This window comes from Streptomyces sioyaensis, from assembly GCF_004122735.1.
GTDB classification, from domain to species: Bacteria; Actinomycetota; Actinomycetes; order Streptomycetales; family Streptomycetaceae; genus Streptomyces; species Streptomyces sioyaensis.
On the sequence record NZ_SDIF01000022.1, the window covers coordinates 1 to 26970 of the forward strand.

A 26970-nucleotide genomic window follows, 5' to 3' on the forward strand; every position below is an offset into this window, starting at 1 on the left:
ACTTTTTGCTTTCTCGCAGGACTTCGGGACAACGACCACCACTGCATCCCCGGGGTATGGGGCCGAGCCCACCCCGGGGATGCAGTGGTGGTCGTTGTCCCGAAGTCCTGCGAGAAAGCAAAAAGTTGACTGTTGTTCATCTTCCGGCCTGGGATAACCGCCGGTAACGTCCCGCCCACCTTCCCCCAAGGTCTCGCAGAGCCGGGGACCCCCATCGAGGAGCAGGAATGCGACGACGTACCGGAAGGCTCAGGACCGCCGCCGCGGCGGCCCTGTTCGCCTTGGGTGCCACGTTCTTGGCACCGCCCCCCACCGCGGCCGCGGCCGTGCACGACGCCGACGACTACTGCCAGGGCCAGTGCGCCGACATCCTGCCGCCCGGCGCCACCGGCAACGCCACCTTGGTGGAGATCCTCGGCAACAAGCTGTTCGGTACCCACCCCGAGCACTCCACCGACCAACTCGCCCCGTACGGTGCGCTGGCGAGCGGGTATCAGTCGCTCACCGACTCCACCCTCACCCAGTTCTTCAACGACGCCTCGTTCGGCGTCCCCCAGGACCAGGTCGGCAAGGTCACCACACCCCGTGCCGACGTCACCATCACCCGGGACAAGAAGACCGGTGTCCCGCACATCAAGGGCACCACCCGCTACGGCACCGAATACGGCGCCGGCTACGCCGCGGGCCAGGACCGGCTCTGGCTGATGGACCTCTTCCGCCACATCGGCCGCGGCGAGCTGACCTCCTTCGCGGGCGGCGCGCTCGCCAACCAGGGCCTGGAGCAGCAGTTCTGGCCGCAGGCGCCGTACACCGAGGAGGATCTGCAACAGCAGGTCGACTACATCAAGGACCACAACGGCGAGCGCGGCAAGCTGGCCATGCAGGACGCCCAGGCCTATGTCGACGGCATCAACGCCTACCGCGAACAGTCCAAGAACGGCCGTTACTTCCCCGGTGAGTACGTCCTCACCGGCCATGTCGACGCGATCACCAACGCCGGGGAGATCCAGCCCTTCAAGCTCACCGACCTGATAGCCCTGGCCTCCGTCGTCGGCGGGCTGTTCGGCAACGGCGGTGGCGGCGAGGTCCCCTCGGCCCTCGCGCTGCTCTCCGCCCAGCAGAAGTACGGCGTCGAGAAGGGCACCGCGGTCTGGGAGTCCTTCCGGGAGCGCAACGACCCCGAGGCCGCCAAGACCCTGCACGACGGGAGCAGCTTCCCGTACGCGGTCAAGCCGGCCAAGGCCAAGGGCACCGCGCTGCCCGACCGCGGCTCGGTCAGCGCCGAGCCGCTGGTCTTCGACCGCACCGGTGCGGCCACCGTCAAGAGCGGCACCCCGCCGCGGGACCCGGTCAAGGCCCCGAAGAAGTACAAGAAGCTGGAAGGCCTCTTCAAGGACGGGGTGCTGCCCAAGGGGAGCTTCGACCCCACGCAGCACCGCGGGATGTCCAACGCCCTGCTGGTTTCCGGCAAGCACACCGCGAGCGGCCACCCCGTCGCCGTCTTCGGCCCGCAGACCGGCTACTTCGCGCCCCAGCTGCTGATGCTCCAGGAGATCCAGGGGCCCGGCATCAGCGCCCGCGGCGCCTCCTTCGCGGGCGTGGGGATGTACGTCCAGCTCGGCCGCGGCCAGGACTACGCCTGGAGCGCCACCTCCGCCGGCCAGGACATCACCGACACCTACGCCGTCGAGCTGTGCAACGCGGACGGCTCCGCGCCCACCAAGGACTCCACCTCCTACCGCTACCACGGTGGCTGCGTCCCCATGGAGAAGCTGGAGCGGACCAACTCCTGGAAGCCCACCGTCGCCGACCCGACCGCGGCCGGCTCCTACCGGATGCAGGTCTTCCGGACGAAGTACGGGATCGTCACGCACCGCGCCACCGTCGACGGCAAGCCCGTCGCCTACACCGCGCAGCGCTCCACCTACCGCCACGAGGCCGACTCGATCATCGGCTTCCAGATGTTCAACGACCCGTCCTACGTCACCGACGCCGCCTCCTTCCAGAAGGCCGCCGGGCACATCGGCTACGCCTTCAACTGGTTCTACGCCGACTCCCGGGACATCGCGTACTACAACAGCGGCCTCAACCCGGTCCGCAACCCGGACGTCGATCCGTCGCTGCCCATCAAGGCGGACGACGCCTACGAGTGGAAGGGCTACGACCCCGCCACCAACACCACCGACTACACCCCGCCGGCCCAGCACCCGCAGTCCGTCGACCAGGACTACTACATCTCCTGGAACAACAAGCAGGCCAAGGACTACGACTCGGCGGGCTTCGGCAACGGCTCGGTGCACCGCGGCAATCTGCTGGACGACCGGGTGCGCGCCCTGACCAAGGAGGGCGGGGTGACCCGGGCGTCGCTGACCCGCGCCATGTCCCAGGCCGCGGTCACCGATCTGCGCGGCGAGGACGTGCTCCCCGAACTCCTGCGGGTCCTCAACAGCAAGCCCGTCACCGACCCGGCGCTGAAGACCGCGGTGCAGCAGCTGGAGGCCTGGCGCAAGGACGGCGCCCAGCGACGGGAGACCGCAGCGGGCTCGCACACCTACGCCCACTCCGACGCGGTGCGGCTGATGGACGCCTGGTGGCCGCAGATGATCGAGGCGGTCTTCAAGCCCCGGCTGGGCGGCGACCTCTACGACGCGCTGCGGGCCAACCTCGGCATCGACGAATCACCGTCGGCCGGCCACGGCCCGACCGGGGGCACGCCGGTTCGGCCTTCCAGTACGGCTGGTGGAGCTATGCGGACAAGGACCTGCGGGCGGTGCTCGGCGACACGGTGCAGGGCCGGCTCGCGGAGCCGTACTGCGGTGGCGGTGACCTGTCCGCCTGCCGTGACACCCTGCTGACCACCCTCCAGCAGGCGACCGGGAAGACCGCCGAGCAGGTCTATCCCGGCGACGGCAGCTGCAAGGCCGGCGACCAGTGGTGCGCGGACGCGATCATCCACCGTGCGGTCGGCGGGCTGACCCACGACACCATCAGCTGGCAGAACCGGCCGACCTATCAGCAGGTCGTGGAATTCCCCGCACACCGGTAGCGGGAGGTACGGATGCCGGCCGGTCCGGCGGACCGGATACCGGCGGGCAGGCCCCGGGCGCGGCGCCCGGGGCCGGTATCCGTCCGGGGCCGGTCCGGCGGGCGGTGCTGTGCATCCTCCCGCGCGGCGCGTCCGGCGAACCGGGGATTTACTTGACCATTCGACGGTCACCGAGAACGCATCCCGCATTTTCCGGAAGAAACCCCCCGTGATCCCGGCGGTGACCGGGCGGATTTCCCCTGGGGTTATGCTGCACCGTCCTGAATTCCGGGGATGGGAAGGCGAGTAGGGGCGCATGGCTTTGTCAGTTCCGCGGCAGTACCCGACGGAGTTGCTGGACACCACCATGGACCAGCTGCGCACGCTGATCGTCGTCCACGAGGCGGGCACCGCGCTGGGGGCCGCGCGCCGGCTCGGCCGGGAACAGTCCAGTGTGCAGAAGCAGCTGGACACCATGAACCGCACCTTCTCCGGACTGTGCGGCGAGGAGTTGGTCCTCAAGCAGGGGCGCGGCAAGGACGCCCTGTTCACCGCGACCGGCGAGGCGCTGGTGGAGCTGGCGCGGCGCACTCTGGGGGAGTGGTCGGACGGGGTGCGCGACGCCCGCCGCCGACTGGGCCGGACGCTGTCCGTCGGCACCACCCGCTATACGCTCGGCTTTCTGCTGGACGCGGTGGAACGCGTCACCGGGGAATTCGGGCGCGACGATGTCGAGCTGAAAGTGACTCATGTCCGCACCGGCGACCTCTTCGCCAAATTGCGCTCCAAGGAGCTCGATCTGGTCTGCGGCAGCGTGGTCGTCACCGAGGGCGAAGAAGCGGAATTGTTTGGTCCGTACGAGGTCATGCAATGGCGGCGCAGCGGGCTTTCCCTGCTGACGAACCTGCCGCCGGAGACGCTCCCCGGGACCTCCTTCGACGCCCGTGAACTGCCAGGGCTGCCTCTGGTCGTCTCGGCGCGCGGCCTGATAGACCGCTTCCTGACCTCGTGGTACGGCCCGGATTACGGGCAGAAGCTGTCCATCGCGGCCGAGATCGAGGCCGCCCACTACGGCTTCGAGCTGCTGCGGTCCGGGGTGGTGAGCGGGGCGATGCTGGTCACCCGGGGTATCGGGGAGGCGGCCGCGGACGGCCGTCTCCCGGAAGCCGGCGGACTGCGCACCCTGGAGCTGGTCGGCGAGGCGGGTCCCCGGACCGAGGTGCTGGTCGGGGTGTTCACCCGCCGCGGGGAGCGCGGCTCCTGTGCCCCCGGCCACCCCCTCAACCTCCTGTGGGACGCCCTGGCGCGGGAGAGCGGCCGGTGGTGGTTCCGGTCGTGAGGCAGCGCATCCGCCGTTGTGAGGTGCCGTCAGGAACCGGCCGTGGCGCCCGCCCGGTGGCGGACCGGGGTGCCGTACGCTCGTTCCCGACCAGGGGGGCCTGGGGCGGGACAACGTTGGGGGGACTCCCGTGACGGAAACACAGCAGACCACCGGTGCACCCGCGGACGCCGCCGGGGCGCGCGGAGCGGTGCGGGGCAAACGGCTCATTCCGGTGCTCTTCGCGGTCGCCGCCCTGGCCTACCTCCTCGACCTGGGCAGCAAACTGCTCGTGGTCGCGAAGCTGGAACACCACGACGCGGTACAGGTCATCGGGACCCTGTTGCAGCTCCGGGTCATCCGCAACCGCGGCGCCGCCTTCGGCTACGGCGAGGCGATGACCATAATCTTCAGCTTCATCGCCGCGGTCGTGATCGTCGTCATCGTGCGCCTGGCCCGCAAGCTCTACAGCGTGCGCTGGGCCCTCGCGCTCGGCCTGCTGCTGGGCGGGGCGCTGGGCAACCTCACCGACCGGCTCTTCCGCGCGCCCGGCGGATTCCAGGGCGGGGTGGTCGACTTCATCGCCCCCGCCCACTTCGCCGTCCTCAACCTCGCCGACGTGTCGATCTGCTGCGGAGGATTCCTGGTGGTGCTGCTCGCCTTCCGCGGTCTGGACCCCGACGGCACCGTCCACCGCAGCGGCGGCGGCCGCCGGCCCTCCCCGGCGCGCTCTCAGCGGTAGCGCAGATAGCGCTCCCGCACCGTACGGAAGCGCCGCAGCCCTTCCTGCCAGGCCGCGACGATCTCGTCCGGTCCGGCGCCCGCGTCGATCATCGTCCGTACGGTCGCGGAGCCGGTCAGCCGGTCGATGCCGTGGTCCGGCCGCCAGGCGAAGCCCTTCCAGACGCGCTTCGCGGTCACCAGGAGGCCGATGCCGGTGCGTACCGGGTCGAACGCCTCCGGGTCGTGGACGTGCAGCTGGACGCCGCCGATCGTGGTGCCCTGGAACTTGGAGAAGGTGGGGGTGAAGTACGCCTCCCTGAAGTGGACGCCGGGCAGGTCCAGTTCCGTGGCGGCCGCGGCCCACCGCCGGTCGATCCCGTCCGCGCCCAGCAGCTCGAAGGGGCGGGTGGTGCCGCGTCCCTCGGAGAGGTTGGTGCCCTCGAAGAGGCAGGTCCCGGCGTAGACGAGGGCGGTGTCGGGGGTGGGCATGTTGGGGCTCGGCGGCACCCAGGGCAGGCCGGTCACCCCGAAGAAGTCGGTGCGCCGCCAGCCGGTCATCCGGACGGTCTCCAGCTCCACCGGGCGCCCGGCGGCCTGCGGGACGAACTCGCCGTTGAACAGCAGCGCCAGCTCCGCCACCGTCATCCCGTGCGCCTGGGCGATCGGCTCCCGGCCGATGAACGAGGCGTACGCCTTGTCGAGCACCGGGCCGGCGGCCGCGCGGCCGGTGACCGGGTTCGGCCGGTCGAGCACCACGAAGCGCTTGCCGGCGAGGACCGCCGCCACCATGCAGTCGTAGAGCGTCCAGATGTAGGTGTAGAAGCGCGCGCCGACGTCCTGGATGTCGAAGACGACGGTGTCCACACCGGAGGCGGTGAAGACGGCGGCGAGTTCCCTGCCGCTCTTGTTGTACGTGTCGTAGACCGGCAGCCCGGTGGCCGGGTCGTCGTAGCGGCCCTGGGAGCCGCCGGCCTGGGCCGTGCCCCGGAAGCCGTGCTCGGGGCCGAAGACGGCGCGCAGCCGCACCCGGTCGTCGGCGTGCATCACATCGACGAGGTGCCTGAGGTCCTGGGTGACGCCGGTGGGGTTGGTGACGACGCCGACGGTGTGGCCGTCCACGAGGCGGTAGCCGTCGGCGGCGAGCCGGTCGAAGCCGGTGTGCACCCGCCGCCGGCCGCCGTGCGCGGGCCGTGCGGCGGCCGGGCCCGCGGTCGCGGTCAGGGCCGCTCCGGTCGCCGCCAGCCGCCCGAGCAGAACACGTCTCGACAGAGCCATCCGCACACCTCCGTGATCAACAGCCGGTCATCCACCGGTTACGTGTCGTGTGCACGCTAACGCGCACCGGCCCGCCGCGGAACGGACCCGGCCGTGACACCGGGCCCGCCCCGCTGCGGAACGAAGGCCGCCGTGACGGAAACGGGCCTCTTCCGTCGAGACATACCGACTGGTTAGTCTGCCTGCAGCCGAATCGGCGCGACCGAGGGAGACAGCGCAGTGGAAGCCGTACGGGACAAGGCCGTTGTCGTGACCGGGGCGGGCGGGGGGATCGGCGCCGCGCTGGCCCGCCGGTTCGCCGCCGAGGGCGCCCGGGTCGTGGTCAACGATCTGGACGAGGCCAAGGCGAAGCGGACCGCCGCGGAGATCGGGGCGCTCGCGGTCGCCGGGGACGCCTCCGGCGTCGTTCCGGCCGCCAGGGCGGCGCTCGGCGGCGCCATCGACATCTTCTGCGCCAACGCCGGGGTCGGCACCGGCGGCGGGCCCGAGGCGTCCGAGGAGGACTGGACGCTGGCCTGGGACGTCAATGTCATGGCCCATGTCCGGGCCGCCCGTGCGCTACTGCCCGAGTGGCTGGAGCGCGGCAGCGGGCGCTTCGTCTCCACGGTGTCCGCCGCGGGCCTGCTGACCATGGTCGCCGCGGCCCCCTACAGCGTCACCAAGCACGGCGCCTACGCCTTCGCCGAATGGCTCTCGCTGACCTACCGCCACCGCGGCATCGACGTGCACGCCATCTGCCCCCAGGGCGTCCGCACCGACATGCTGGCCGCCACCGGCGCCGCCGGCGACCTGGTCCTCACGCCCACCGCCGTGGAGCCCGAGGACGTCGCCGAGGCGCTGTTCGCGGCCATGGAGGAGGGCCGCTTCCTGGTCCTGCCGCACCCGGAGGTCGGCGGCTACTACGCGACCCGGGCCGCCGAGCCCGACCGCTGGCTGGCCGGGATGAACCACCTCCAGCAGAAGCTGGAGCAGGCCGAGGGCCGCTCCTGAGGGAGGCCCGAGCGCGGATACCGCCCGTAGGGACGGGTGCGCGCCGGCCGGCCCGGTGCGCCACCCCGCCACACCCCAGGTGTTCCCCCGCAGGGATGATCAGGCGATCAGGAAGAAAGGGCCGCACCCGATGACCTCCTACCAGGAAAAGCCGTGGCTGGCACAGCTCACCGACGCCCAGCGCGCCCCCGTCCAGCCGCCCCCCTCGACGCTGCACGCCTTCAGGGCCGCGGTCGGCCGCGTCCCCGACCGCACGGCGCTCGCCTACTTCGACGGCCGGCTGTCCTACGCCGAGACCGATGCGCTCTCCGACGGCATCGCCGCCCATCTCGCCGGGCGCGGCTTCCGGCGCGGCGACCGGGCCGCGGTCATGCTGCAGAACACCCCGCACTTCGTGCTCGCCGTGCTCGGGGTGTGGAAGGCCGGCGGGGTGGTGGTCCCGGTCAACCCCATGTACAAGTCCGCCGAGATGCGGCACATCCTGGACGACGCCGAGGTCGCCGCCGTCATCTGCGCCGACCGCACCTGGGACGGCTTTCTGCGGCTGATCGCCGACGGGGCCCCGTCCGTACGGATCGCGCTCACCGCGTGGGAGCGGGATCTGCAGACCCGTGACGACCGGCGGGTGCTGCGCGGCGCGCGGCTCGGGCCGCAGGAGGGCGCCGACGATCTGCTGACCGTCGCCCGCACCGCCGGCCCGATACGCGCGGTACCCGCCGACCCGGAACTCACCGCCGACGACCTTGCGCTGATCAGCTACACCTCCGGCACCAGCGGCACCCCCAAGGGCGCGACCAACACCCACGGCAACATCACGTACAACGCCGAGCGACAGCGCACCGGTCTGGGCCTGCCCGACGGCGCCACCTACTTCGCGCTCGCCCCGCTCTTCCACATCACCGGCCTGGTCTGCGAACTGGCGGCCTGCCTCGTCAACTCCGGCACCCTCGCGCTCGCCTACCGCTTCGAGGCCGGCGTCGTCCTGGACGCGTTCCTGGAACACCGGCCCGCCTACACGGTCGGCCCCTCCACCGCCTATATGGCGCTGATGGCCCACCCCGGGGTCACCCGCGAGCACTTCGCGTCCTTCGCGACCATGTCCTCCGGCGGCGCGCCGCTGCCGCCCGCCCTCGTCGAGACGTTCCGTACCGACTTCGGCCCCTACCTCCACAACGGGTACGGCCTGACCGAGTGCACCGCCCCCTGCGCCAGCGTCCCGCCCGGCAGCCGAGCGCCGGTCGACAAGGTCTCCGGCACACTGGCCGTCGGCGTCCCGGGTCCCGACACCGTCGTACGGATCATCGACGAGCAGGGCCGGGACCTGCCGTTCGGTGAACAGGGCGAGATCGCGGTCCGCGGCCCCCAGGTCGTCCCCGGCTACTGGCGCCGCCCGGACGCCACCGCCCAGGGCATGCCGGACGGTGAGCTGCGCACCGGCGACATCGGCTTCATGGACACCGAGGGCTGGCTCTATGTCGTCGACCGCAAGAAGGACATGATCAACGCGGCCGGCTTCAAGGTGTGGCCGCGGGAGGTCGAGGACGTCCTCTACAGCCATCCCGCGGTGCGCGAGGCCGCGGTCGTCGGGGTGCCCGACGCCTACCGCGGCGAGTCGGTGAAGGCGTACGTCAGCCTGCGGCCCGGGTCCGCCCCGGAACCCGCCGAGCTGGCCGCGTACTGCAAGGAGCGGCTGGCGGCGTACAAATATCCCCGTGAGGTGGAGATCCTGGCCGAGCTTCCGAAGACCACGAGTGGCAAGATCCTCCGACGGGAGCTGCGCCACCGCGCATGATGAGAGCACGAAGGACAGGTGAGGGCGATGGCCGGCACGAAGGACGGCAACGGCAACGGCGGGGCGAAGCCGGTGGCCCAGCGGCTGCTGGCCACCGCCACCCGGCTCTTCGCGGAGCAGGGCTACGACCGCACCTCCGTCCAGGAGATCGTCGATGCGGCGGGCGTCACCAAGGGCGCCCTTTACCACTACTTCGGCTCCAAGGACGATCTGCTGCACGAGGTCTACGGCCGGGTGCTGCGCCTCCAGCAGGAGCGGCTGGACCACTTCGCCGATGCCGACGCACCGGTCGAGCAGCGACTGCGGGACGCCGCCGCCGATGTCGTCGTCACCACCATCGAGAACCTCGACGACACCAAGATCTTCTTCCGCTCGATGCACCACCTCGCCCCGGAGAAGGACAAGCAGGTACGCGCCGAGCGGCGGCGCTACCACGAACGGTTCCGCGCCCTGGTCGAGGAGGGCCAGCGCACCGGCGTGTTCGCCGCCGACATCCCCGCCGACCTCGTCGTGGACTACCACTTCGGCTCCGTGCACCACCTCGGCACGTGGTACCGCGAGGACGGACCGCTCAGCCCGCAGCAGGTGGCCGACCACCTCGCGGAACTGCTGCTGCGGGCGCTGCGGCCGTAGCGCGCACGGCGAAGGGCCCAGCGACCATCGGTGGTCGCTGGGCCCTTCGCCGGTCTGCGGCCTCAGAGGTACTTCTTCAGCTCACGGCGGGCCAGCGACCGCTGGTGCACCTCGTCCGGACCGTCCGCCAATCGGAGCGTGCGGGCCCCGGCCCACAGCTCCGCCAGCGGGAAGTCCTGGCTGACCCCGGCGGCGCCGTGCAGCTGCACCGCCTTGTCGAGAATGTCCACGACGGCGCGCGGGGTGGCGATCTTGATGGACTGGATCTCGGTGTGTGCGCCCTTGTTGCCGACGGTGTCCATCAGCCAGGCCGTCTTCAGCACCAGCAGCCGCAGCTGCTCCACGGCCACCCGGGCGTCCGCGATCCACTCCTGGACCACGCCCTGCCGGGCCAGCGGCCGGCCGAAGGCCGTCCGGCCCACCGCCCGGCGGCACATCAGCTCGATGGCGCGCTCGGCCATCCCGATCAGCCGCATGCAGTGGTGGATCCGGCCGGGGCCGAGCCGGGCCTGGGCGATGGCGAAGCCGCCGCCCTCTTCGCCGATCAGGTTGCCGGCCGGCACCCGTACGTCGTGGAAGACCACCTCGGCATGGCCGCCGTGGTAGTGGTCCTCGTAGCCGTAGACCTGCATGGCGCGCTTCACCTCCAGGCCGGGGGTGTCGCGCGGGACCAGGATCATCGACTGCTGACGGCGGATGTCCGCGCCGTCCGGGTCGGTCTTGCCCATCACGATGAAGATCTGGCACAGCGGGTTCATCGCCCCGGAGATGTACCACTTACGGCCGTTGATGACGTAGTTGTCGCCATCCCTGACAATCTGCGTCTCGATGTTGGTGGCGTCCGACGAGGCCACCTCCGGCTCGGTCATCGCGAACGCCGACCGGATCTCGCCGGCCAGCAGCGGCTGGAGCCACTGCTTGCGCTGCGCCTCGTTGCCGAACTGCGCCAGCACCTCCATGTTGCCGGTGTCCGGCGCCGCGCAGTTCAGCGCGGTGGGCGCCAACTGCGGGCTGCGGCCGGTGATTTCGGCCAGCGGTGCGTACTGGAGGTTGGTCAGCCCGGCACCGTGCTCGGCGTCCGGCAAGAACAGATTCCACAGTCCCTGCGCACGGGCCTCGGCCTTCAGCTCCTCGACGATCGCCGGGGTGTCCCACGGCGAGGCGAGCGCGGCCCGCTGCTCATGGGCGGTCTGCTCGGCCGGGTGGACATGCTCGTCCATGAACGTCAGGAGCCGCTCGCGCAGCTCTTCGGTACGGGCGTCGAATGCGAAGTCCATGGATGCCTCAGCCTTCCTTGAGGGTGGTGAGTCCGTGGTCGATGAAGACGGGGACGAGTTCGCCGATCCGGTCGAACCCCGCGCCGACGGTCTGGCCGAGCGTGAAGCGGTAGTGGATGCCTTCGAGGATCACCGCGAGCTTGAACCAGGCGAACGCCGTGTACCAGGCGAGGGCCGAGGTGTCCCGCCCCGAGCGCGCGGCGTAGCGCTCGATCAGCTCCGCCGGGGTCGGGTGGCCCGGCGCGCCGCTGGTCGTGCTGACCGGGGACTCCGGCAGGCCCAGGTCCGAGCTGTACATCACCAGCAGGCCGAGGTCGGTCAGCGGATCGCCGAGGGTGGACATCTCCCAGTCCAGCACGGCCTTGAGGGTGTCATCGGCCCCGACCAGGACGTTGTCGAGGCGGTAGTCGCCGTGTACGACGGTGGGCGCGGGGGAGGCGGGCAGCGCCCGGCCCAGCGCCTCGTGCAGCTCGTCGATCCCCGGCAGCTCGCGGTTCCTGGAGGCGCTCAACTGCTTTCCCCAGCGCCTCAGTTGGCGCTCCAGGAAGCCCTCCGGGCGGCCGAAGTCGCCGAGCCCGACCGCCTCCGGGTCCACGGCGTGCAGTTCCACGAGCGTGTCGACCAGGGAGAGGACCACGGCGCGGGTGCGCTCGGGCCCGAGCGGGGCGAGCTGTGCGGCCGTGCGGTACGGCACCCCCTCCACCAGCTCCATCACGTAGAAGGGCGCCCCGATCACCGACTCGTCCTCGCACAGCAGCAGCGCCTCGGGCACCGGCACGGGTGTGCCGTGCAGCGCGCTGATGACCCGGTGCTCGCGCCGCATGTCGTGCGCGGTCGCCAGGACATGGCCCAGCGGCGGCCGGCGCACGACCCAGGAGCCGGTGCCGTCGGTGATCCGGTAGGTGAGGTTGGACCGCCCGCCCTCGATCAGCCGCGCCCGCAGCGGCCCGCCGGTCAGCCCCGGCCGCTCCCGGTCCAGATGCGCGCGCAATCGTTCCAGGTCGAGGCCGGGAGGCTGCTCCCGGCCCGGGGCCTGCGGGGGAGGGGTGCCGTTGCTCATCGTGCTCCTCCATGCGGAGTGGACGGTCCATCGGTCGCTGGGCACGATCATGCCGACTAGTCGGTATGGCGTCCAGTGGCCCGGCGTGGGGCGTCCGTCACGCAGCGGATTTCCCGCCCTCGCCCACGGCCCCGGCCTCCCGGGGCGCCCGCGGCGGGTGGGCGGAGCTCAGGCGTGACAGGCCATCGGCACCCCGCCGTTCAGCGCCGTCATGTCGCCGAACGCGGCGATCGGATCGAGCGGCGATCCCGGCGCCGCGCCCGCCAGCTCCGCATAGGCCCGGTGCAGGTTGGCCACCAGCCGCTCGCTCTCGGCCAGCTCGGCGAACGGCCCGAGATCCGCCTCGCGGGCCATCTCCAGCGGCGTACGGCCGGCCGCCCGGCCCTCCTGCGCCAGCCGGCCGACGAACCGCAGATAGCGCTCGATGCCGTCGTACACCTCGGGGCCGGTCACCGGCCCGTGCCCGGGGACGACGGTGACCGCGTCCAGGGAGCGCAGCAGCTCCAGCGCGCGCAGCGAGCCGGTCAGCGAACCCATCAGGACGAACGGGGTACCGCCGTGGAAGACCAGGTCGCCGGCGAAGACGATGCGCTGCCGGGGCAGCCAGACGAGGGTGTCGCCCGTGGTGTGGGCCACGCCGGGATGGATCAGCCGCACCTCGATACCGCCGGTGTGCACGGTCAGTTCGTCGGTGTAGGTGACCTCCGGGGCCGTCAGCCGGATGTCGCCGTACGCCACCTGCGGCCACACCGCATGGAGTTGGTGCCCGGCGGCCAGCAGCTCACGGCGGCAGGAGGCGTGCCCGACGACCGTCGCCTCCGGTGCGAAGACGGCGTTGCCGTAGGTGTGGTCGCCGTGGTGATGGGTGTTGACCAGCGTGCGGGGCGCCGGCGCGCCGCTCCCGTCGATCCGCCGGCGCAGCAGACGGGCCCGGCGCTCGGTGGCGGCGGTGTCCACGACCAGGGTGTCGTCCCCGTCGGTGACGAAGCCCGCGTTGTTCAGGCACCAGCCGCCGTCCGGCTGGATGAACGCATGGACCCCGGCGGCCAGTTCGGTGAGATAGGGCTCGGGCACGGCGGACCCGGCGGCGGGCGGTGCCGCCGGGTCCGGCCCGGCGGCGTCCGGCCCGGTGCTCCGTGCCGTGGCCGGGTCCGCGGAGTGCCGCGGCGGTGTGGTCCGTGCCGTCTCGTCGCCCATGCGGGTGTCTCCCTCGTCCGATGACCCGTCAGCCCCGTGGCCCGGGCCGGGGGCCGGGCACACCCCGGTGCCGCGGGGGTCGCGTCACGCTACCGCCGCCGGGCGCCGCGGCGGCACCGCGCCCCGTCGTCCTCACCCATGCCGCACCAGGATCACCCCGCCGCACAGCGCCGGCGCGAGGGTGCAGCCGACCAGCAGCAGGGCGGTCCGCGGCGGCAGGGCCGGCGGGCGGCCGGTGGTCATCGCCTGCATCCGGCGGTGCGCAAGCGCCACGAAGGCGAGCCAGAACAGCCCCATCAGCACCACCAGAACCACCTCCACCGCCCCCGGCGCCCGGCTGCCCAGCAGCTGGCGGCCGGCCAGCACGGCCATCGCGGTCGCCGACAGCGTCGTACGCCGCCACGCAAGCCTGGTCCGCTCCGGCTGCAGCCCCGGGTCCCGGTCGGGAGCCGGCCGCGGCGCCCCCGCGTCCGGCCGCGTTCCGCCCGCCACCGGTCAGCCGGTCCGGCCGAGCAGCACCAGTACGACCACCGCCACCGCCAGCACGCCGACGGCCAGCGCCAGCGCCGTGGGGAAGCGGGTGACCGGCAGGTCCTCGCCGCGCCGCATCGCCCGCTCGCAGCGCACCCAGTGATTGACCGCCCGCAGCGCACACAGCGCCCCGCCGGCCAGCAGCACCACGGTGAACGTCACCCGCAGCCCCGGGTGCAGCCGGGGCAGGAACTGGTCCACCGCGAACCCGCCGCCGATCAGCGCCAGCCCGGTGCGCAGCCAGGCGAGGAAGGTGCGCTCATTGGCGAGCGAGAAGCGGTAGTCGGGGGTGGTGCCCTCCGCGCGGATCCGCCCGGGCGCGAACCACAGCCGTACGGCCGCGCCGGCCGAACGCAGCCCGTCAGTGATCATGGCCGAAACCCTAGCGGCCGCCCCGTCCCGTTCCCCGGTCGCATCAGAGGTCCCCCGCCTCCCGCCGGGCGAGCAGCTCCCGGTAGGCGGCCAGCCCGTCCGGCGTCCACGGCCGGACGTCGAGCTGCCGGCTGAGCTCCTCCTCGGTCAGGAAGGCGTACCAGTCGATCTCCGACTCCTGCGGGGCGACCGGCAGCGTGCAGCGCACCTGGTAGACCGCCGACCACCAGGTGTGCTCGGCCGTCTCGTAGAGGAACTTGAACAGCGGCTCGGGCCGGTCCAGGCCCTGGACGCCCAGCTCCTCCTCCGCCTCGCGCAGCGCCGCCTCGTCATAGCTCTCGCCGGCGCCGACCACCCCGCCCACGAACATGTCGTAGTGCGCGGGGAACACCAGCTTCTGCGGTGTGCGGCGGTGCACGAAGATCCGGTCCTCGGCGTCCCGGACCAGGATGAAGGAGCAGCGGGTGCGCATTCTGCGGGCGTAGGCCGCGCCGCGTGGGGCCTGCCCCACGACCTGATCGTTCTCGTCCACGACATCGAGGATCTCGTCCGCGTTGAGCGGTTGCTGATCGGTCATGAGGCCATGCAATCACCAGGAGCGGGGACCGCACCCCGCGGGGCGCCGGTCCCGCCGGGCCGGGCCCGGGCCCCGGGGCACGGCACGAGGAGGGCCCGGACGGCGGAGTGCGCGCGGGGCCGGACGGGTCACGGGGCGTTCACGGGACGTCCCGGGCGAGGGGGGACGGGGGAGCGTGCTCCGGACGAAGCGCCGGGCCGCCCGGCCTCGGCGCGGCCGCAGCCGAACCCCCCCGGCCTCAGCGCGGCTCCAGCTCCCGGACGTCCTCCCGTCGGCCGGCTCCCGGCGGCATCGCCGGATGGCTGCCGATCAGCACGATCCCCGCGACGACGGCCACGATCCCGGCCACCTCCCAGGCCAGCGCCCCGGCCGTCACCTGGAGCCGGTCGCCGAGAAATCCCACCCCGCAGGCGATCCCGGCGAGCGGCTGGGCGGCGGTCAGCGCGGGCAGCGAGAGCCGCAGCGGCGCCGACTCGAAGGCGCTCTGCACCAGCACCAGCGCCAGCACCCCGAGCACGACGATGGCGTACGGCTGCCAGCTGGTCAGCAGGGCGCCCCAGCCGCCGCGCCCGAAGTGCTCCCCGCTGATCCGGGTCAGCGCGTCCTGGAGCCCGTAGAGGAGCCCGGCGGCGACGCCCAGCAGGGCGGCCTCCAGGCTCACATGCACCCGTTCCCGCTTGGCGACCGCCGCCAGCACCAGGGCGGTGCCCAGCACCATGCCCATGATCAGCCACTGCCAGGTCTGGTCGGCGCTGGTGCGCCCGCCCTGCGGACGGCCGGCCACGATGAAGGCCGTCACCCCGCCGGCCAGCAGCCACAGCCCCGCCCAGCCGGTGCGGCCGAGCCGCTGCCGGGTCAGCCGCCGGGACAGCGCCATCGCGAACAGCAGATTGGTCGCCAGCAGCGGCTCCACGAGAGTGATGTCGCCCATCCCCAGCGCGACCGCGCCGAGCGCCATCCCGGCCACCATCAGCCCGATACCGGCCACCCACAGCGGCATCCGCACCAGATCGAGCAGCAGACGGACCGAGAGGAAGTCCTTCATCGGGGCGTGCTGCGCCGCGGCCTGCTGAAACACGAAGCCGAGTCCCAGACAGCAGGCCGCTCCAAGGGCGAGCAGTATCACCGTCACGTCGCACCTCGTATCGCGCGGGGTGGGGGATTGCGCCTGAGGATAGTCATCCGGCGTCGGGCGTGGGGTGGCCCTCGTCACCCACCATTCTCCCGCGCGCCCTGCCATACCGCGCAGTAACCCTGTGGTTGACGCGGCAGTCGGGTGCGCTGAGGATCGTTCCACCACGGCGGCCGGGGCGCCGGGCGTGCCCCGTTGAGGAGAAGCAGATGGCGTACGACGCTGATGTGATCGTGATCGGAGCGGGGCTCGCGGGCCTGGCGGCCACCGCGGAACTGGTGGACGCCGGACGCAAGGTGATCCTGCTCGACCAGGAGCCCGAGCAGTCCCTGGGCGGGCAGGCCCACTGGTCCTTCGGCGGCCTCTTCCTGGTGAATTCCCCCGAACAGCGCCGGCTGCGGATCCGCGACACCCAGGAACTGGCCTGGCAGGACTGGCTGGGCACCGCCGGGTTCGACCGGCCCGAGGACCACTGGCCGCGCAAATGGGCCGAGGCCTATGTCGACTTCGCGGCCGGTGAGAAGCGCTCCTGGCTGCACCGGCAGGGCGTACGGCTCTTTCCCGTCGTCGGCTGGGCCGAGCGCGGCGGCTACGGCGCGACGGGGCACGGCAACTCCGTCCCCCGCTTCCACATCACCTGGGGGACCGGGCCGGGGCTGCTCGCCCCGTTCCTGCGGCGGGTGCGGGCCGGGGCCGCCCGCGGCCTGGTCGAGTCGCGCTTCCGCCACCGGGTGACCGGACTGTCGCGCAGCGCCGGGGGCGTGGACACCGTCAGCGGCGAGGTCCTGGAGCCCTCGGACGTCGTGCGCGGTCGGCCCAGCAGCCGTGAGGTGGTCGGCGCCTTCGAGCTCAGGGCCCAGGCCGTGATCGTCACCTCGGGCGGCATCGGCGGCAACCACGGGCTGGTGCGCGCCAACTGGCCCGAGCGGCTCGGCAAGCCCCCGCGGCGGATGCTCTCCGGGGTGCCGGCGCATGTGGACGGCAGGATGCTGGGCATCGCCGAGGCGGCCGGCGGCCGGCTCATCAACCGTGACCGGATGTGGCACTACACCGAGGGCATCGAGAACTGGAACTCCATCTGGCCGCTGCACGGCATCCGGATCCTGTCCGGCCCGTCCCCGCTGTGGCTGGACGCCCGCGGCCGGCGGCTGCCGGTGCCGCTGTTCCCCGGCTTCGACACCCTCGGCACCCTTGAGCACATCATGTCGACCGGCCACGACCACACCTGGTTCGTGCTCACCCAGAAGATCATCGAGAAGGAGTTCACCCTCTCCGGCTCCGAGCAGAACCCCGATCTGACCGGAAAGAGCATCCGCGAGGTGCTGGGCCGGGCCCGGTCCGGCGCGCCCGGCCCGGTGCGGGCGTTCATGGAACGCGGTGCGGACTTCGTCGTCGAGCGGTCGCTGACCGATCTGGTCCGGCGGATGAACGAACTGACCGTGGAGCCGCTGCTCACGGAGGAGGCGGTGCGCGGCGAGATCGTGGCGCGGGACCGCGAGCTCGCCCACCCCTTCACCAAGGACCTCCAGGTGACCGCGGTGCGCGGGACCCGTAAATACCTCGGCGACCGGCTGATCCGCACCGCCGCGCCGCACCGGCTGCTCGACCCCAAGGCCGGCCCGCTGATCGCGGTACGGCTGCACATCCTCACCCGTAAGACGCTCGGCGGGCTGGAGACCGACCTCTCGTCGCGGGTGCTGACCGACGACGGCACGCCGCTGCCGGGTGTGTACGCGGCGGGTGAGGCGGCCGGTTTCGGCGGCGGCGGGATGCACGGATACCGCTCGCTGGAGGGCACCTTCCTCGGCGGCTGTCTCTTCTCCGGGCGGACGGCGGGGCGGGCGGCGGCCCGGGCGGTGTCCTGAGCGGGCGGGGCGGTGTGCCGAGCGGGCCGGGCAGGGCCGGGGGAGGGGCGCCCGGCACCGGGTCCGGGTGGCCCGCCCGCCCAATACCGTGATACGCAAGCGGGGTTGGCGGATCCAGCCATTCCCCTTCCCGTCTTGACGCGGAGCTCTGCGTACCGCTTTGCTGTCCGTGATGACTGGTGCGGACCACGTCATCACCCTCTGTAGAGGCGCGCGCAGATCCGGCCCCACCCGCCGAGGACGGCTCGGTACGGCGAACGGCCGGTGCGGCGCGTCATGGAGCCCGCTGACCCGTGATGTCGATTACCCCGTCCCCACCGTCCCCTCCGTCGTCCCTCGTGCCCACCCCCTGCCCGGACCTCCGGGCCCTCGCCCCGGCCCTCGGCGATGCCGAACTGGCGGTCACCGCCGACGCGCTGGCGCTCGGCCAGTGGGCCCGGGTGCGCACCCTGCTCACCGGCACCGGCGCCGACTGGGATCTGCGCGGCCACCGATTAACCGTCCTGGCCACCTCTCCCAGCAGCGCCGCCTGGGCCGCCGACTGGCTGCTCGCCGAACCGGACAGCGGCGACGCCGCCACCCTCCTGGCCCTCGCCACCGTCCGGCTCGCGCTGCGCGGCGCGAGCAGCACCACGGCAGCCGCCCGGGCGTGTGCCACCGCCGCCGGGATGCTGCCCGACGACCCCACCCCCTGGCTCGGCGCGCTGATCCTCGCCCGCCGCTGCGGCACCCCGGACGGACAGGAGCACGCCTTCCGGCAGATCCGCGCCCGGCACCGCGACCACCACCACGCACACCACCTGATGACGGCCGCGCTGGCCGAACGGCAGCCGGACGGCGGCGACGGCCCCCGGCACCCGGCCCACGACTTCGCCGCCCGGGCCGCCGAACGCGCCCCCGCCGACTCCCCGCTCGCCCTGCTGCCCGTCGTGGCGCACGCCGAGCGCTACCGCGCGCTGGCCGCCGCGGGCCTGGCACCGCCCGACCCCGCGGACTCCGGCCACTGGTCCACCCGGCACGCCCATCAGGTCCTGCAGGCCGCCTTCGACTGGTGGCTGGAGTGGGAGGGCGAGGACCATCCGCGCCGCACCATCGATCTCAACTTCCTCGCGCACGCCATGTTCCACGAGGGGCGGATGGCCGAGGCCGCCGCGCTCTTCCAGCGCATCGGCCCGCACCCCACCCGCGCTCCGTGGTCGTACGCGGGCCGGGACGCCGAGGGCGCGTTCCGGGCCGCCCGCGCCACCGCCCTGCGCCGCGCCGGGACGCCGCCGCCCGCTGACCCCGCGGCGCTGATGACTCCGACGCCGATGACGAAAGTCTGACGTCGGGGCCCGGACACTGGCCCCGGCGGCCGCGGGGTGTTCGAATCGAGGAATGACCAAGGACGCGAATCCGGCCGGCGCGGCGGGCGGCGGCGAGGACGGGCGCGGCGCCCCCGTGGGCCGCCGCGTGCTGCTCGGCATGCTCGCCACCGGTGCCGCCGGCGTCGCTGCGGCCCCCTTCCTCCAGCGCGCCTACGACGAGACGCTCGGCGCCGCCGCCCAGAAGGACCCCACCGGGCTGTCCGGTCTGCTCCCGGCCGGCGGCGGTTTCCGCTACTACTCGGTGACCGGCTCCGTACCGCCCAAGGACGCCCGCACCTACCGCCTCACGGTCGACGGCCTGGTCCGCCACCGCACCAGCTACCGCCTCGACGACCTGCGCCGGATGCCGCAGACCCGGCTCGTACGGGACGTCCAGTGCGTCACCGGCTGGCGAGTGCCCGGCACCCCTTTCGAGGGCGTCCGCCTCTCGGCGCTCCTCGACGCCGCCGGCGTCCGCCCCGAGGCCAAGGCCGTCCGCTTCACCTGCTTCGACGGGTCCTACAGCGAATCCCTCACCCTCGCCCAGGCCCGCCGCGACGACGTCCTGGTCGCCCTGCGGATGCAGGACAAACCGCTGGCCCATGCACACGGCGGCCCGGTCCGCCTCTATGTCGCGCCCATGTACTTCTACAAGTCGGCGAAGTGGCTCTCCGGAATCACCGTCACCGACCATGTCGCGCCCGGATACTGGGAGAACCTCGGATATGACGTCGATGCCTGGGTCGGCCGGTCGAACGGACGCGACGATGCCCCCACCACCTGACGGTCCGTCCGCGGCCGCCGCCCGCCCCCGGGTACGGCGCTTCACCCCCGCCGAACACCGGGTCCACCAGGCCACCGCCGCCCTGATGGCCGTCTGCGTGCTCACCGCGGGCTGTCTCTACCTCCCCTTCCTCGCCGAACTCGTCGGCCGCCGCGCCCTGATGGTCACCGTCCACGAGTGGTCCGGCATCCTGCTGCCGGTGCCCGTGCTGCTGGGCCTCTTCTCCCGGGCCCTGCGCGCCGACCTCACCCTGCTCAACCGCTACGGCCCGCACGACCGCCGGTGGCTGACGGCCGCGCTGCGCCGCCGCGGGGGCCGCCAGGCCGGAAAGTTCAACGCCGGCCAGAAGCTCTACGCCGCCTGGATCGCCGGCGCCGTGCTGGTGATGCTCGGCACCGGCCTGCTGATGTGGTCCACCCTCCCGCAGGCGCTCGGCCTCGTCCGGGCGGGGACGCCCGTGCCCCTGGTCTGGCGCACCGGCGCCACGTTCGTCCACGACTGGCTCGCACTCGCCGTGATCCTCGTGATCGCCGGTCATGTCGGCAAGGCGTACGGCGATCCCGAGTCCCGCCGGGGAATGCGGACCGGCTCCGTCGATGCGCAGTGGGCCCGGCGCGAGCACCCGCTGTGGCGTCACGGGGACGGGGAACGGGAGGAGAGGGGGGAGGGGGAACGGGACGGGCAGCACGACGGGACGTCGGGCGGGGAGCACGACGCGGAGCACGACGGGAAGTGGCGCGAGCCGCGGGCCTGACCCGCCCCGCCCGAACGACCTGCCGGGGCGTCAACTTCCCCCAGTCCTTTACAGAGAACCCTCTGCAAAGGACTCTCTGCGGTCCTACGCTGACGTCCATGACCGACCTGCGGCTCAGCCCCACACAACTGGCGGCGCTGAACGCGGAGTTGGCCGAGGTCGTCGACCGGCACCGGACGGCGGCGCGGCGCGCGTCCGGTGCCGGGGAGGCGGACGGGCAGCCGGTCCTCGTCCAGCTGCAGTCCTTCCCGCGCAAGGAACGGGGCGAGCGATGAGCGGACTGCTGCGCCGGCACCGCGACTTCCGGCTGCTGTGGTGCGGGGAGACCGCGGGCAAGTTCGGCGCGGCCCTCACCACTGTGGCGATGCCGCTGGTGGCGGTGTCCACCCTGCACGCGTCCCCTTTCGCGGTCGGACTGCTCGGCGCCTGCGGCTGGCTGCCGTGGCTGCTCATCGGTCTGCCGGTCGGCGTATGGGTGGACCGGCTGCGGCGGCGTCCCCTGATGCTGGGCGCCGCCGGTCTGTCGCTGGTGCTGTTCGCCGCCGTCCCGCTCCTCGCCCGGTCCGGCCGGCTCCCGCTCGGTCTGCTGATCGCCGTGGCACTGCTGGCCGGCGCGGCGGCGGTGGTCTTCCAGACCGCCTACAGCGCCTATCTGCCCACGCTGCTCGCCCCGGCCGACCGGGCCGAGGGCAACGCCAAGCTGCACGGCAGCGCCTCGGCGGCGCAGCTCGCCGGGCAGGGGGCGGGCGGCCTCCTCGCCCAACTCGCCGGTTCCGTCAACGCGTTGTCCGTCAACGCCGGCACCTTCCTGATCGCGCTGCTGTGTCTGCGGGGCATCCGGCACCGTGAGGCGCGCCCGGCAGCTCGCGACCGCGGTCTGCGGACCCTGACCGCGGAGCTCGCCGAGGGGCTGCGGCTGGTCGCCGGCGATGTGTGGTTCCGTACGCTGACGCTCTTCGGCGCCGTCTCCAACCTTGCGCTCATGGGCTATCAGTCGATCGCGGCCGTCTTCCTGGTCCGCGAGGTCGGCCTGGCGCCCGGCGCGGTCGGCGGGCTGCTGGCGCTGGGCGCGTCGGGAGGTGTCGCGGGTGCCTTCCTGGCGCGCCGCGCCGCCGGCCGGTTCGGCACCGCCCGCGCGCTGCTGCTGTCCGAATTCGGGCTGTCCAGTGCCGCGTTGCTCATGCCGCTCGCCGTCCACGGCGCGGGGGCGCTGCTCTACGTCGCGGGCAGCTTCGGCGTCAGCGCGGGGGTGGTGGCCGGCAACGTCCTCAAGGTGAGCTTCCAGCAGCGCTACTGCCCGCCTGCCCTGCTCGGCCGGCTGATCGCCGGCAGCGCCTTCCTCAACTACGGCACGCTGCCCCTGGGGGCGCTGCTCGGCGGGGCGCTCGGCTCGGCCCTCGGTGTCCGCCCGGCCATGTGGATCATGACGGCCGGTGTGCCGCTGGCCGCGCTGATCCTGCTCTTCTCACCGATCGGGCGCGTGCGCGACCTGCCGGTACGCCCCGCGGAGGACGACCGGCCGGAGCCCGGTGCGCGCGGCCCGGAGCCGGCGGGGCGGGACGGCGTGACACCACTGCCGGGGGCCTGAGACCGGGGGCCCGCGAGGCCGGGAGCCAGCGAGGCCGGCGGTCTGAGGCCGGGGCCCGAGGCCGGGTGTCGGCGCGGGCGCCGCGTCACCCGGCCGGCTGCAGCGCCGGTGCGTCCGTGGCCGGCGGCGGCCCCACGGTGGGCAGTTCGACCTCGAAGCGGCAGCCCGCTCCGGCGTTGCGCACCGTCGTCCGGCCCTGATGCGCCTCCACGATGCCGCGCACGATCGCCAGCCCCAGCCCGGCGCCGCTCTCGCCGTCCGCCCGGGGCGTGCGCGCCGCACCGCCGCGCCAGCCGGTGTCGAAGACCCGCCCCAGATCCTCCGGCGGGATACCGCCGCAGCCGTCCTCCACCGCCAGTACCACCCGGCCCTGTTCCTGCCGTGCGCTGACCGCGACAGTCCCGTCGGCCGGGGTCGCACGGATCGCGTTGACCAGCAGATTGCCCAGGACGCGGGTGATCTGCTGGGCGTCCACCCGCACCGGCAGCGGCACCACCCCGCCGGCCACCAGCCGCACCCCGCTCGCCCGCGCCAGCGGCCCGGCGCCCGCGAGCGCCTCGTCCACCAGGTCGTAGACCGACACCCGGGACAGCGTCAGAGCCAGTGCACCGGCCTGGATCCGGGCGAGTTCGAAGAGGTCGTCGACCATCGCGGCCAGCCGGTCCACCTCGATCCGCATCCGTGCGTGGTAGCGCGCGGTGTCCTCGGCGACCCCGTCCTCCAGCGCCTCGGCCATCGCCCGCAGCCCGGCGAGCGGGGTGCGCAGATCGTGGGAGATCCCGGCGATCAGCTCCCGCCGGGAGGCATCCAGTGCCCGCTCGCGCTCCCGTGCCTCCGCGAGCCGCCCGCTGGTCTCCTCCAACGCCCTTGACAGCGCGGCCAGTTCGGTGGTGGGCGGCTCGGCCGGTGCCACGAAGCCGCCCTCGCTGCCGACCGTACGGGCCGAGCGCGCCAGCTCCTCGCTGCCCGCCGCGATCCGCCGCCCGAAGAGCAGCGCGGCCGCCAGCGACACCACTCCGGAGACGGCCACCACGGCCATCACCACGCCCAGGTCGTGCCCGGACAGGAACATCGCCTGGGCGACCGCCACCGTGCCCGCCGCCATCGCGGCCACCGCCAGCGCCGCCACCGCGAACAGCGACAGCGCGACCGAACGCCGCCGCAGCACCCGTACCGCGGGCGCGGCGAGCAGTCCCGCCAGCGCCGCACCGAGCGCCGCCAGCGCCACGATGAGCAGGAAGTCCATCATGACGGCAGATCGCCTTCCAGCAGCGGGCCGTCCGGTGGCGGCTCGCTCGGCACGGGGTCGAAGCGGTAGCCGGCGCCCCAGACCGTCGTCACCAGCCGGGGCGCGGCCGGATCCGCCTCGATCTTCTCGCGCAGCCGCCGCACATGCACGGTCACCGTGGACAGGTCGCCGAACTCCCAGCCCCAGACCCGGTGCAGCAGCTCGTCCCGCGAGAAGACCTGCCCGGGGTGGCGCATCAGGAAGACCAGCAGATCGAATTCGCGGGCGGTCAGGGAGAGTTCCCGCCCCGCGCGTGCGGCCCGCCGGCCGGCGGGGTCGGCGCTGAGGTCCCCGGCCCGCAGTACGGAGGCCGCCGACGCGGCCGGCGGCGCGGACTCCGCACGGCGCAGCACCGAGCCGATCCGCAGCACCAGCTCCCGCGGGCTGAACGGCTTGGTCACATAGTCGTCCGCGCCCAGCTCCAGGCCCGCGATGCGGTCCGCCTCCTCGCCGCGCGCGGTGAGCATCACCACCGGCACCGGGGGGCCGTCGGCGGACCGGCGCAGCCGGCGGCACACCTCCAGGCCGTCGAGGCCCGGCAGCATCAGATCGAGCACGACCAGATGCGGGCGGAAGTCCGCGGCCCGGTCGAGGGCGGCGAAACCGTCGGCGGCGTGCGCGGTGGCGTAGCCGGCGCGGGAGAGATAGCCGGTGACGACCTCGGCGACGGTCGGATCGTCCTCGACGACCAGGACACGACGCGGCGGCCCGGGGACGAGGACGGGCGGTGGCGCGGAGGGCGGCGTGGCGGGGTGCACGGTCAGCGTGCCGTTCCCGGGAGGCAGGTCATGGTGCCAGCCAACACCAGCACCCGCGGCGGCGGGCCACCGGGTCCGTATCCGTAAGACTCCCGTAACCGGCGACGCAGGACTCCGGTAGCTGGTGACGAACGACTTCGGTGGCCGGTGGCGTACGACCCCGGTGGCCGGTGACGGTGTTCCCGTGCGCCGCCGGGCGGGCCGCGGCGGCCCGGCGGATCAGCCCTCCAGCCCTTCCCGTACCCGCCGCGACACCGTGATCGCGTACAGATCGAGGACGCCCGGCGGCTCCGCGAGGCCGGGGCCGCCGGCGCGGATCCAGGCGGCGATGTCCGCCAGGGCGTCGTCGTCGTTGACCAGCCCCAGCCAGACGGGCCGCCCGCCGGCCGCCCGCCCCGCGGCCGACGGCTGGACCACGACCACATTCGCCTGGTCGCAGACGTCCAGGCACTCCGAGGCCCGCACGGGCGCCGCGCCGTCCAGCGCGGCGCGCAACCGGGGTATCTGCCCGGCGTGGTCGACCCCCGGAATCTTGGCCGCGTCGCCGCAGCAACAGCCGCGGCACACGGTGACCCGGCACGGGGACGCGGTGGCCGCCCGGCCGGAACGCTTGTTGATCATTCGGCTCATGCTACGGGGGCAGCTCCGGCGCACGGCACGGGGATCCGGCCGCCGAGCGCATAAACGCAACGAAAAATGCGTTTGCGTTTTGATCCGTGCCCCCGTACCGTCATCCCCGTTCCATTGCCGCCGATCGGAGAAGGCCGTTGCTCGTCTGAGGTCCTGAGACACCGCGCCCGTAAGCGGCGGATCCGTCCCGTGCTCCCGGCATTCCGGAGCGGCGGATCGTGCCCGGCGCAGCCTGTCCGTGACCTCGGCGTACCGCAACCGCGTACCCCGGCGCACCCCCGCGCTCCCGGCCCGGTGTCTCCCCGCGCAGTCCCCTCCCTTCCACCCGCGCCCAGGAGACCCGTATGTCCATGCACCCCGCCTCCGCCTCCATCGTCTGCACCGGCCTCGACTTCGCCTGGCCCGACGGCAGCACCGTCCTGGAGAACTTCCCGCTGACCATCGGCCCCGGCCGTACGGGCCTGATCGGCCTCAACGGGGCAGGAAAATCAACCCTGTTGAAGCTGATCGCGGGCGAGCTGGCCCCGACCGCGGGCAGCGTCAAGGTGGCCGGCGAGATCGGCTACCTCCCGCAGCACGCCCCGCTCGACACCCAGTTGCGGGTCGACGAGGTCCTCGGTATCGCCGGGGCCCGCGCCGCCCTGCACGCCATCGAGGGCGGCGACGCACGCGAGGAGCACTTCACCACCCTCGGCGACGACTGGGACGTCGAGGAGCGCGCCCGCGCCACCCTCGACCAGCTCGGGCTGCCCGGCATCGACCTCGACCGCACCATCGGCGAGGTGTCCGGCGGCGAGTGCGTCCTGCTGCGGCTGGCGGCCCTGCTGCTGCGCCGGCCGGACGTGCTGCTGCTCGACGAGCCCACCAACAACCTCGACCGGGCGGCCCGGGAGCGGCTGTACGCCGCGGTCACCGGCTGGTCCAAGGTGCTCGTCGTGATCAGCCACGATCGCGAACTCCTCCAGCTGGTCGACCGGATCGCCGACCTCCGCGACGGAGAGGTCCACTGGTACGGCGGCAACTTCCAGGCCTACGAACAGGCCCTGGCCGTCGAACAGGAGGCGGCCGAGCGGATGCTGCGCGTCGCCGAGGCCGATGTCCAGCGTCAGAAGCGCGAACTTGCCGACGCCCACGTCAAGTTGGCTCGCCGGGTCCGCTACGGCAACAAGATGAACGCCAACAAGCGCGAGCCGAAGATCGTCATGAACGAGCGCAAGAGGGAGGCCCAGGTATCCGCCGGCAAACACCGCATCATGCACACCGAACGCCTCAAGGAGGCCAGGGAGCGCCTCGACGAGGCGGCCGAAGCGGTCCGGGACGACGACGAGATCCGCATCGACCTGCCGCACACCGCCGTGCCCCCGAGCCGCACCGTGCTCAGCCTCGACGCCCTGCACACCCACTACGGCGCACCCGCCGACCTGGAGGTACGCGGCCCCGAACGGATCGCCCTGACCGGCCGCAACGGCTCCGGCAAGACCACCCTGCTGCGCACCGTGGCCGGCGAGATCCCGCCGGCCGGCGGCACGGTCCGGGCCCATGTCCCCTACCGGTTCCTGCCGCAGCGCCTCGATGTCCTCGACGAGGCGCTCACCGTCGCCGAGAACGTCGCCCGCTTCGCCCCGGACGCCACCCGCAACCACATCCGGGCCCGGCTTGCCCGCTTCCTGTTCAAGGGGGCCCGCGCCGACCAGCCGGTCGGCACGCTCTCCGGCGGCGAACGTTTCCGTGCCTCGCTCGCCGCGCTGATGCTGGCCGAACCGGCCCCGCAGCTCCTGCTGCTCGACGAGCCGACGAACAACCTCGACATCGCGTCGGTCCGCCGGCTCGTCACGGCCCTGGAGTCCTACGAGGGCGCCCTGGTCGTGGTCAGCCACGATCTGACGTTCCTGCGGGAGATCGGCATCACGCGATGGCTGGCCCTTGAGGACGGCGAACTGACCGGCACGGCACCGCTGTAGGCGCCCGAACCGGTGTGGGGGGGCGGGCTTCGGCCCTCCGCCCCCACACCGATCCGTCCACCGATCCGTCCACCGCGCCGATCAGCCGTGCCGA

The 26970-nt window shown here is 73.0% G+C and carries 23 protein-coding genes and 1 pseudogene; 13 read left to right on the forward strand and 11 right to left on the reverse strand.

Annotated features, from left to right (window positions below; all coding sequences use genetic code 11):
* Positions 1–227 precede the first annotated feature (227 nt).
* The 3 genes and pseudogenes from EST54_RS10650 to lspA all read left to right on the forward strand — a co-directional run bounded on the left by EST54_RS10650 (position 228) and on the right by lspA (position 5085).
* Positions 228–3046: pseudogene (locus EST54_RS10650) on the forward strand (penicillin acylase family protein).
* 295 nt (positions 3047–3341) lie between these two features.
* Entirely contained in the window at positions 3342–4364 is a 1023-nt protein-coding gene (locus EST54_RS10655) for a LysR family transcriptional regulator (protein WP_129247365.1), read from the forward strand.
* A gap of 130 nt (positions 4365–4494) precedes the next feature.
* The gene (gene lspA, locus EST54_RS10660) at positions 4495–5085 is read left to right on the forward strand and encodes a signal peptidase II (protein ID WP_129247366.1); all 591 of its coding nucleotides are present in this window, start codon (positions 4495–4497) and stop codon (positions 5083–5085) included.
* On the opposite strand, the gene EST54_RS10665 is transcribed toward lspA, so the two are convergent.
* Positions 5076–6341, reverse strand: a complete 1266-nt coding sequence (locus EST54_RS10665) for an exo-beta-N-acetylmuramidase NamZ family protein (RefSeq protein WP_129247367.1) — start codon at positions 6339–6341, stop codon at positions 5076–5078. The genes lspA and EST54_RS10665 overlap by 10 nt on opposite strands.
* A 219-nt stretch (positions 6342–6560) precedes the next feature.
* On the opposite strand from EST54_RS10665, the gene EST54_RS10670 reads away from it, so the two are divergent.
* The 3 genes from EST54_RS10670 to EST54_RS10680 all read left to right on the forward strand — a co-directional run bounded on the left by EST54_RS10670 (position 6561) and on the right by EST54_RS10680 (position 9756).
* Positions 6561–7331, forward strand: a complete 771-nt coding sequence (locus tag EST54_RS10670) for an SDR family oxidoreductase (RefSeq protein WP_129247368.1) — start codon at positions 6561–6563, stop codon at positions 7329–7331.
* Between the two features lie 130 nt (positions 7332–7461).
* Positions 7462–9123: an AMP-binding protein gene (locus tag EST54_RS10675; RefSeq protein ID WP_129247369.1), complete on the forward strand. Its 1662-nt coding sequence runs from the start codon at positions 7462–7464 to the stop codon at positions 9121–9123.
* 27 nt (positions 9124–9150) lie between these two features.
* The gene (locus EST54_RS10680) at positions 9151–9756 is read left to right on the forward strand and encodes a TetR/AcrR family transcriptional regulator (protein ID WP_006607683.1); all 606 of its coding nucleotides are present in this window, start codon (positions 9151–9153) and stop codon (positions 9754–9756) included.
* 62 nt (positions 9757–9818) lie between these two features.
* Here the strand turns inward: EST54_RS10680 and EST54_RS10685 are convergent, their stop codons facing one another.
* The 7 genes from EST54_RS10685 to EST54_RS10715 all read right to left on the reverse strand — a co-directional run bounded on the left by EST54_RS10685 (position 9819) and on the right by EST54_RS10715 (position 15902).
* Entirely contained in the window at positions 9819–11033 is a 1215-nt protein-coding gene (locus tag EST54_RS10685; protein ID WP_129247370.1) for an acyl-CoA dehydrogenase family protein, read from the reverse strand.
* Positions 11034–11040: 7 nt separating this feature from the next.
* Positions 11041–12093 (reverse strand): phosphotransferase family protein, encoded by a 1053-nt coding sequence (locus EST54_RS10690; RefSeq protein WP_129247371.1) that lies wholly within the window; start codon positions 12091–12093, stop codon positions 11041–11043.
* 168 nt (positions 12094–12261) lie between these two features.
* A complete protein-coding gene (locus tag EST54_RS10695; protein WP_129247372.1) occupies positions 12262–13290 on the reverse strand; it encodes an MBL fold metallo-hydrolase in 1029 nt (342 codons plus the stop codon).
* Between the two features lie 132 nt (positions 13291–13422).
* A complete protein-coding gene (locus tag EST54_RS10700; RefSeq protein ID WP_129247373.1) occupies positions 13423–13782 on the reverse strand; it encodes a DUF202 domain-containing protein in 360 nt (119 codons plus the stop codon).
* 3 nt (positions 13783–13785) lie between these two features.
* Positions 13786–14193: a YidH family protein gene (locus EST54_RS10705; protein ID WP_129247374.1), complete on the reverse strand. Its 408-nt coding sequence runs from the start codon at positions 14191–14193 to the stop codon at positions 13786–13788.
* A 43-nt stretch (positions 14194–14236) separates the two neighbouring features.
* Entirely contained in the window at positions 14237–14770 is a 534-nt protein-coding gene (locus tag EST54_RS10710; protein ID WP_129247375.1) for an NUDIX domain-containing protein, read from the reverse strand.
* A gap of 238 nt (positions 14771–15008) precedes the next feature.
* The gene (locus EST54_RS10715) at positions 15009–15902 is read right to left on the reverse strand and encodes a DMT family transporter (protein ID WP_129247376.1); all 894 of its coding nucleotides are present in this window, start codon (positions 15900–15902) and stop codon (positions 15009–15011) included.
* Between the two features lie 209 nt (positions 15903–16111).
* On the opposite strand from EST54_RS10715, the gene EST54_RS10720 reads away from it, so the two are divergent.
* From EST54_RS10720 to EST54_RS10745, 6 genes are all read left to right on the forward strand, one after another.
* Positions 16112–17767, forward strand: a complete 1656-nt coding sequence (locus EST54_RS10720; RefSeq protein WP_129247377.1) for an FAD-binding dehydrogenase — start codon at positions 16112–16114, stop codon at positions 17765–17767.
* A 296-nt stretch (positions 17768–18063) separates the two neighbouring features.
* Positions 18064–19092, forward strand: coding sequence for a hypothetical protein (locus tag EST54_RS10725; protein WP_244942488.1), 1029 nt, complete (start codon positions 18064–18066; stop codon positions 19090–19092).
* 52 nt (positions 19093–19144) lie between these two features.
* Positions 19145–19897, forward strand: coding sequence for a molybdopterin-dependent oxidoreductase (locus EST54_RS10730; protein WP_129247378.1), 753 nt, complete (start codon positions 19145–19147; stop codon positions 19895–19897).
* Positions 19881–20651: a cytochrome b/b6 domain-containing protein gene (locus EST54_RS10735; RefSeq protein WP_239012200.1), complete on the forward strand. Its 771-nt coding sequence runs from the start codon at positions 19881–19883 to the stop codon at positions 20649–20651. The genes EST54_RS10730 and EST54_RS10735 overlap by 17 nt, the downstream gene beginning before the upstream one ends.
* 98 nt (positions 20652–20749) lie before the next feature.
* The gene (locus EST54_RS10740) at positions 20750–20926 is read left to right on the forward strand and encodes a hypothetical protein (protein ID WP_307825341.1); all 177 of its coding nucleotides are present in this window, start codon (positions 20750–20752) and stop codon (positions 20924–20926) included.
* Positions 20923–22239 (forward strand): MFS transporter, encoded by a 1317-nt coding sequence (locus EST54_RS10745; RefSeq protein WP_129247379.1) that lies wholly within the window; start codon positions 20923–20925, stop codon positions 22237–22239. The genes EST54_RS10740 and EST54_RS10745 overlap by 4 nt, the downstream gene beginning before the upstream one ends.
* 85 nt (positions 22240–22324) lie before the next feature.
* On the opposite strand, the gene EST54_RS10750 is transcribed toward EST54_RS10745, so the two are convergent.
* The 3 genes from EST54_RS10750 to EST54_RS10760 form a co-directional block, all read right to left on the reverse strand.
* Positions 22325–23488: a sensor histidine kinase gene (locus EST54_RS10750; RefSeq protein ID WP_129247380.1), complete on the reverse strand. Its 1164-nt coding sequence runs from the start codon at positions 23486–23488 to the stop codon at positions 22325–22327.
* On the reverse strand, positions 23485–24285 hold the full coding sequence (locus tag EST54_RS10755) for a response regulator transcription factor (protein WP_129247381.1): 801 nt from the start codon (positions 24283–24285) through the stop codon (positions 23485–23487). Before EST54_RS10755 ends, EST54_RS10750 begins: the two co-directional genes overlap by 4 nt.
* Before the next feature lie 219 nt (positions 24286–24504).
* Positions 24505–24906 carry a (2Fe-2S) ferredoxin domain-containing protein gene (locus tag EST54_RS10760; protein WP_174857428.1) on the reverse strand — a complete coding sequence of 134 codons (402 nt, stop codon included), beginning with the start codon at positions 24904–24906 and terminating at the stop codon, positions 24505–24507.
* 353 nt (positions 24907–25259) lie between these two features.
* Here EST54_RS10760 and EST54_RS10765 point away from each other — a divergent pair, with 353 nt between their 5' ends.
* Positions 25260–26876, forward strand: coding sequence for an ABC-F family ATP-binding cassette domain-containing protein (locus EST54_RS10765; RefSeq protein WP_129247382.1), 1617 nt, complete (start codon positions 25260–25262; stop codon positions 26874–26876).
* Positions 26877–26970 lie beyond the last annotated feature (94 nt).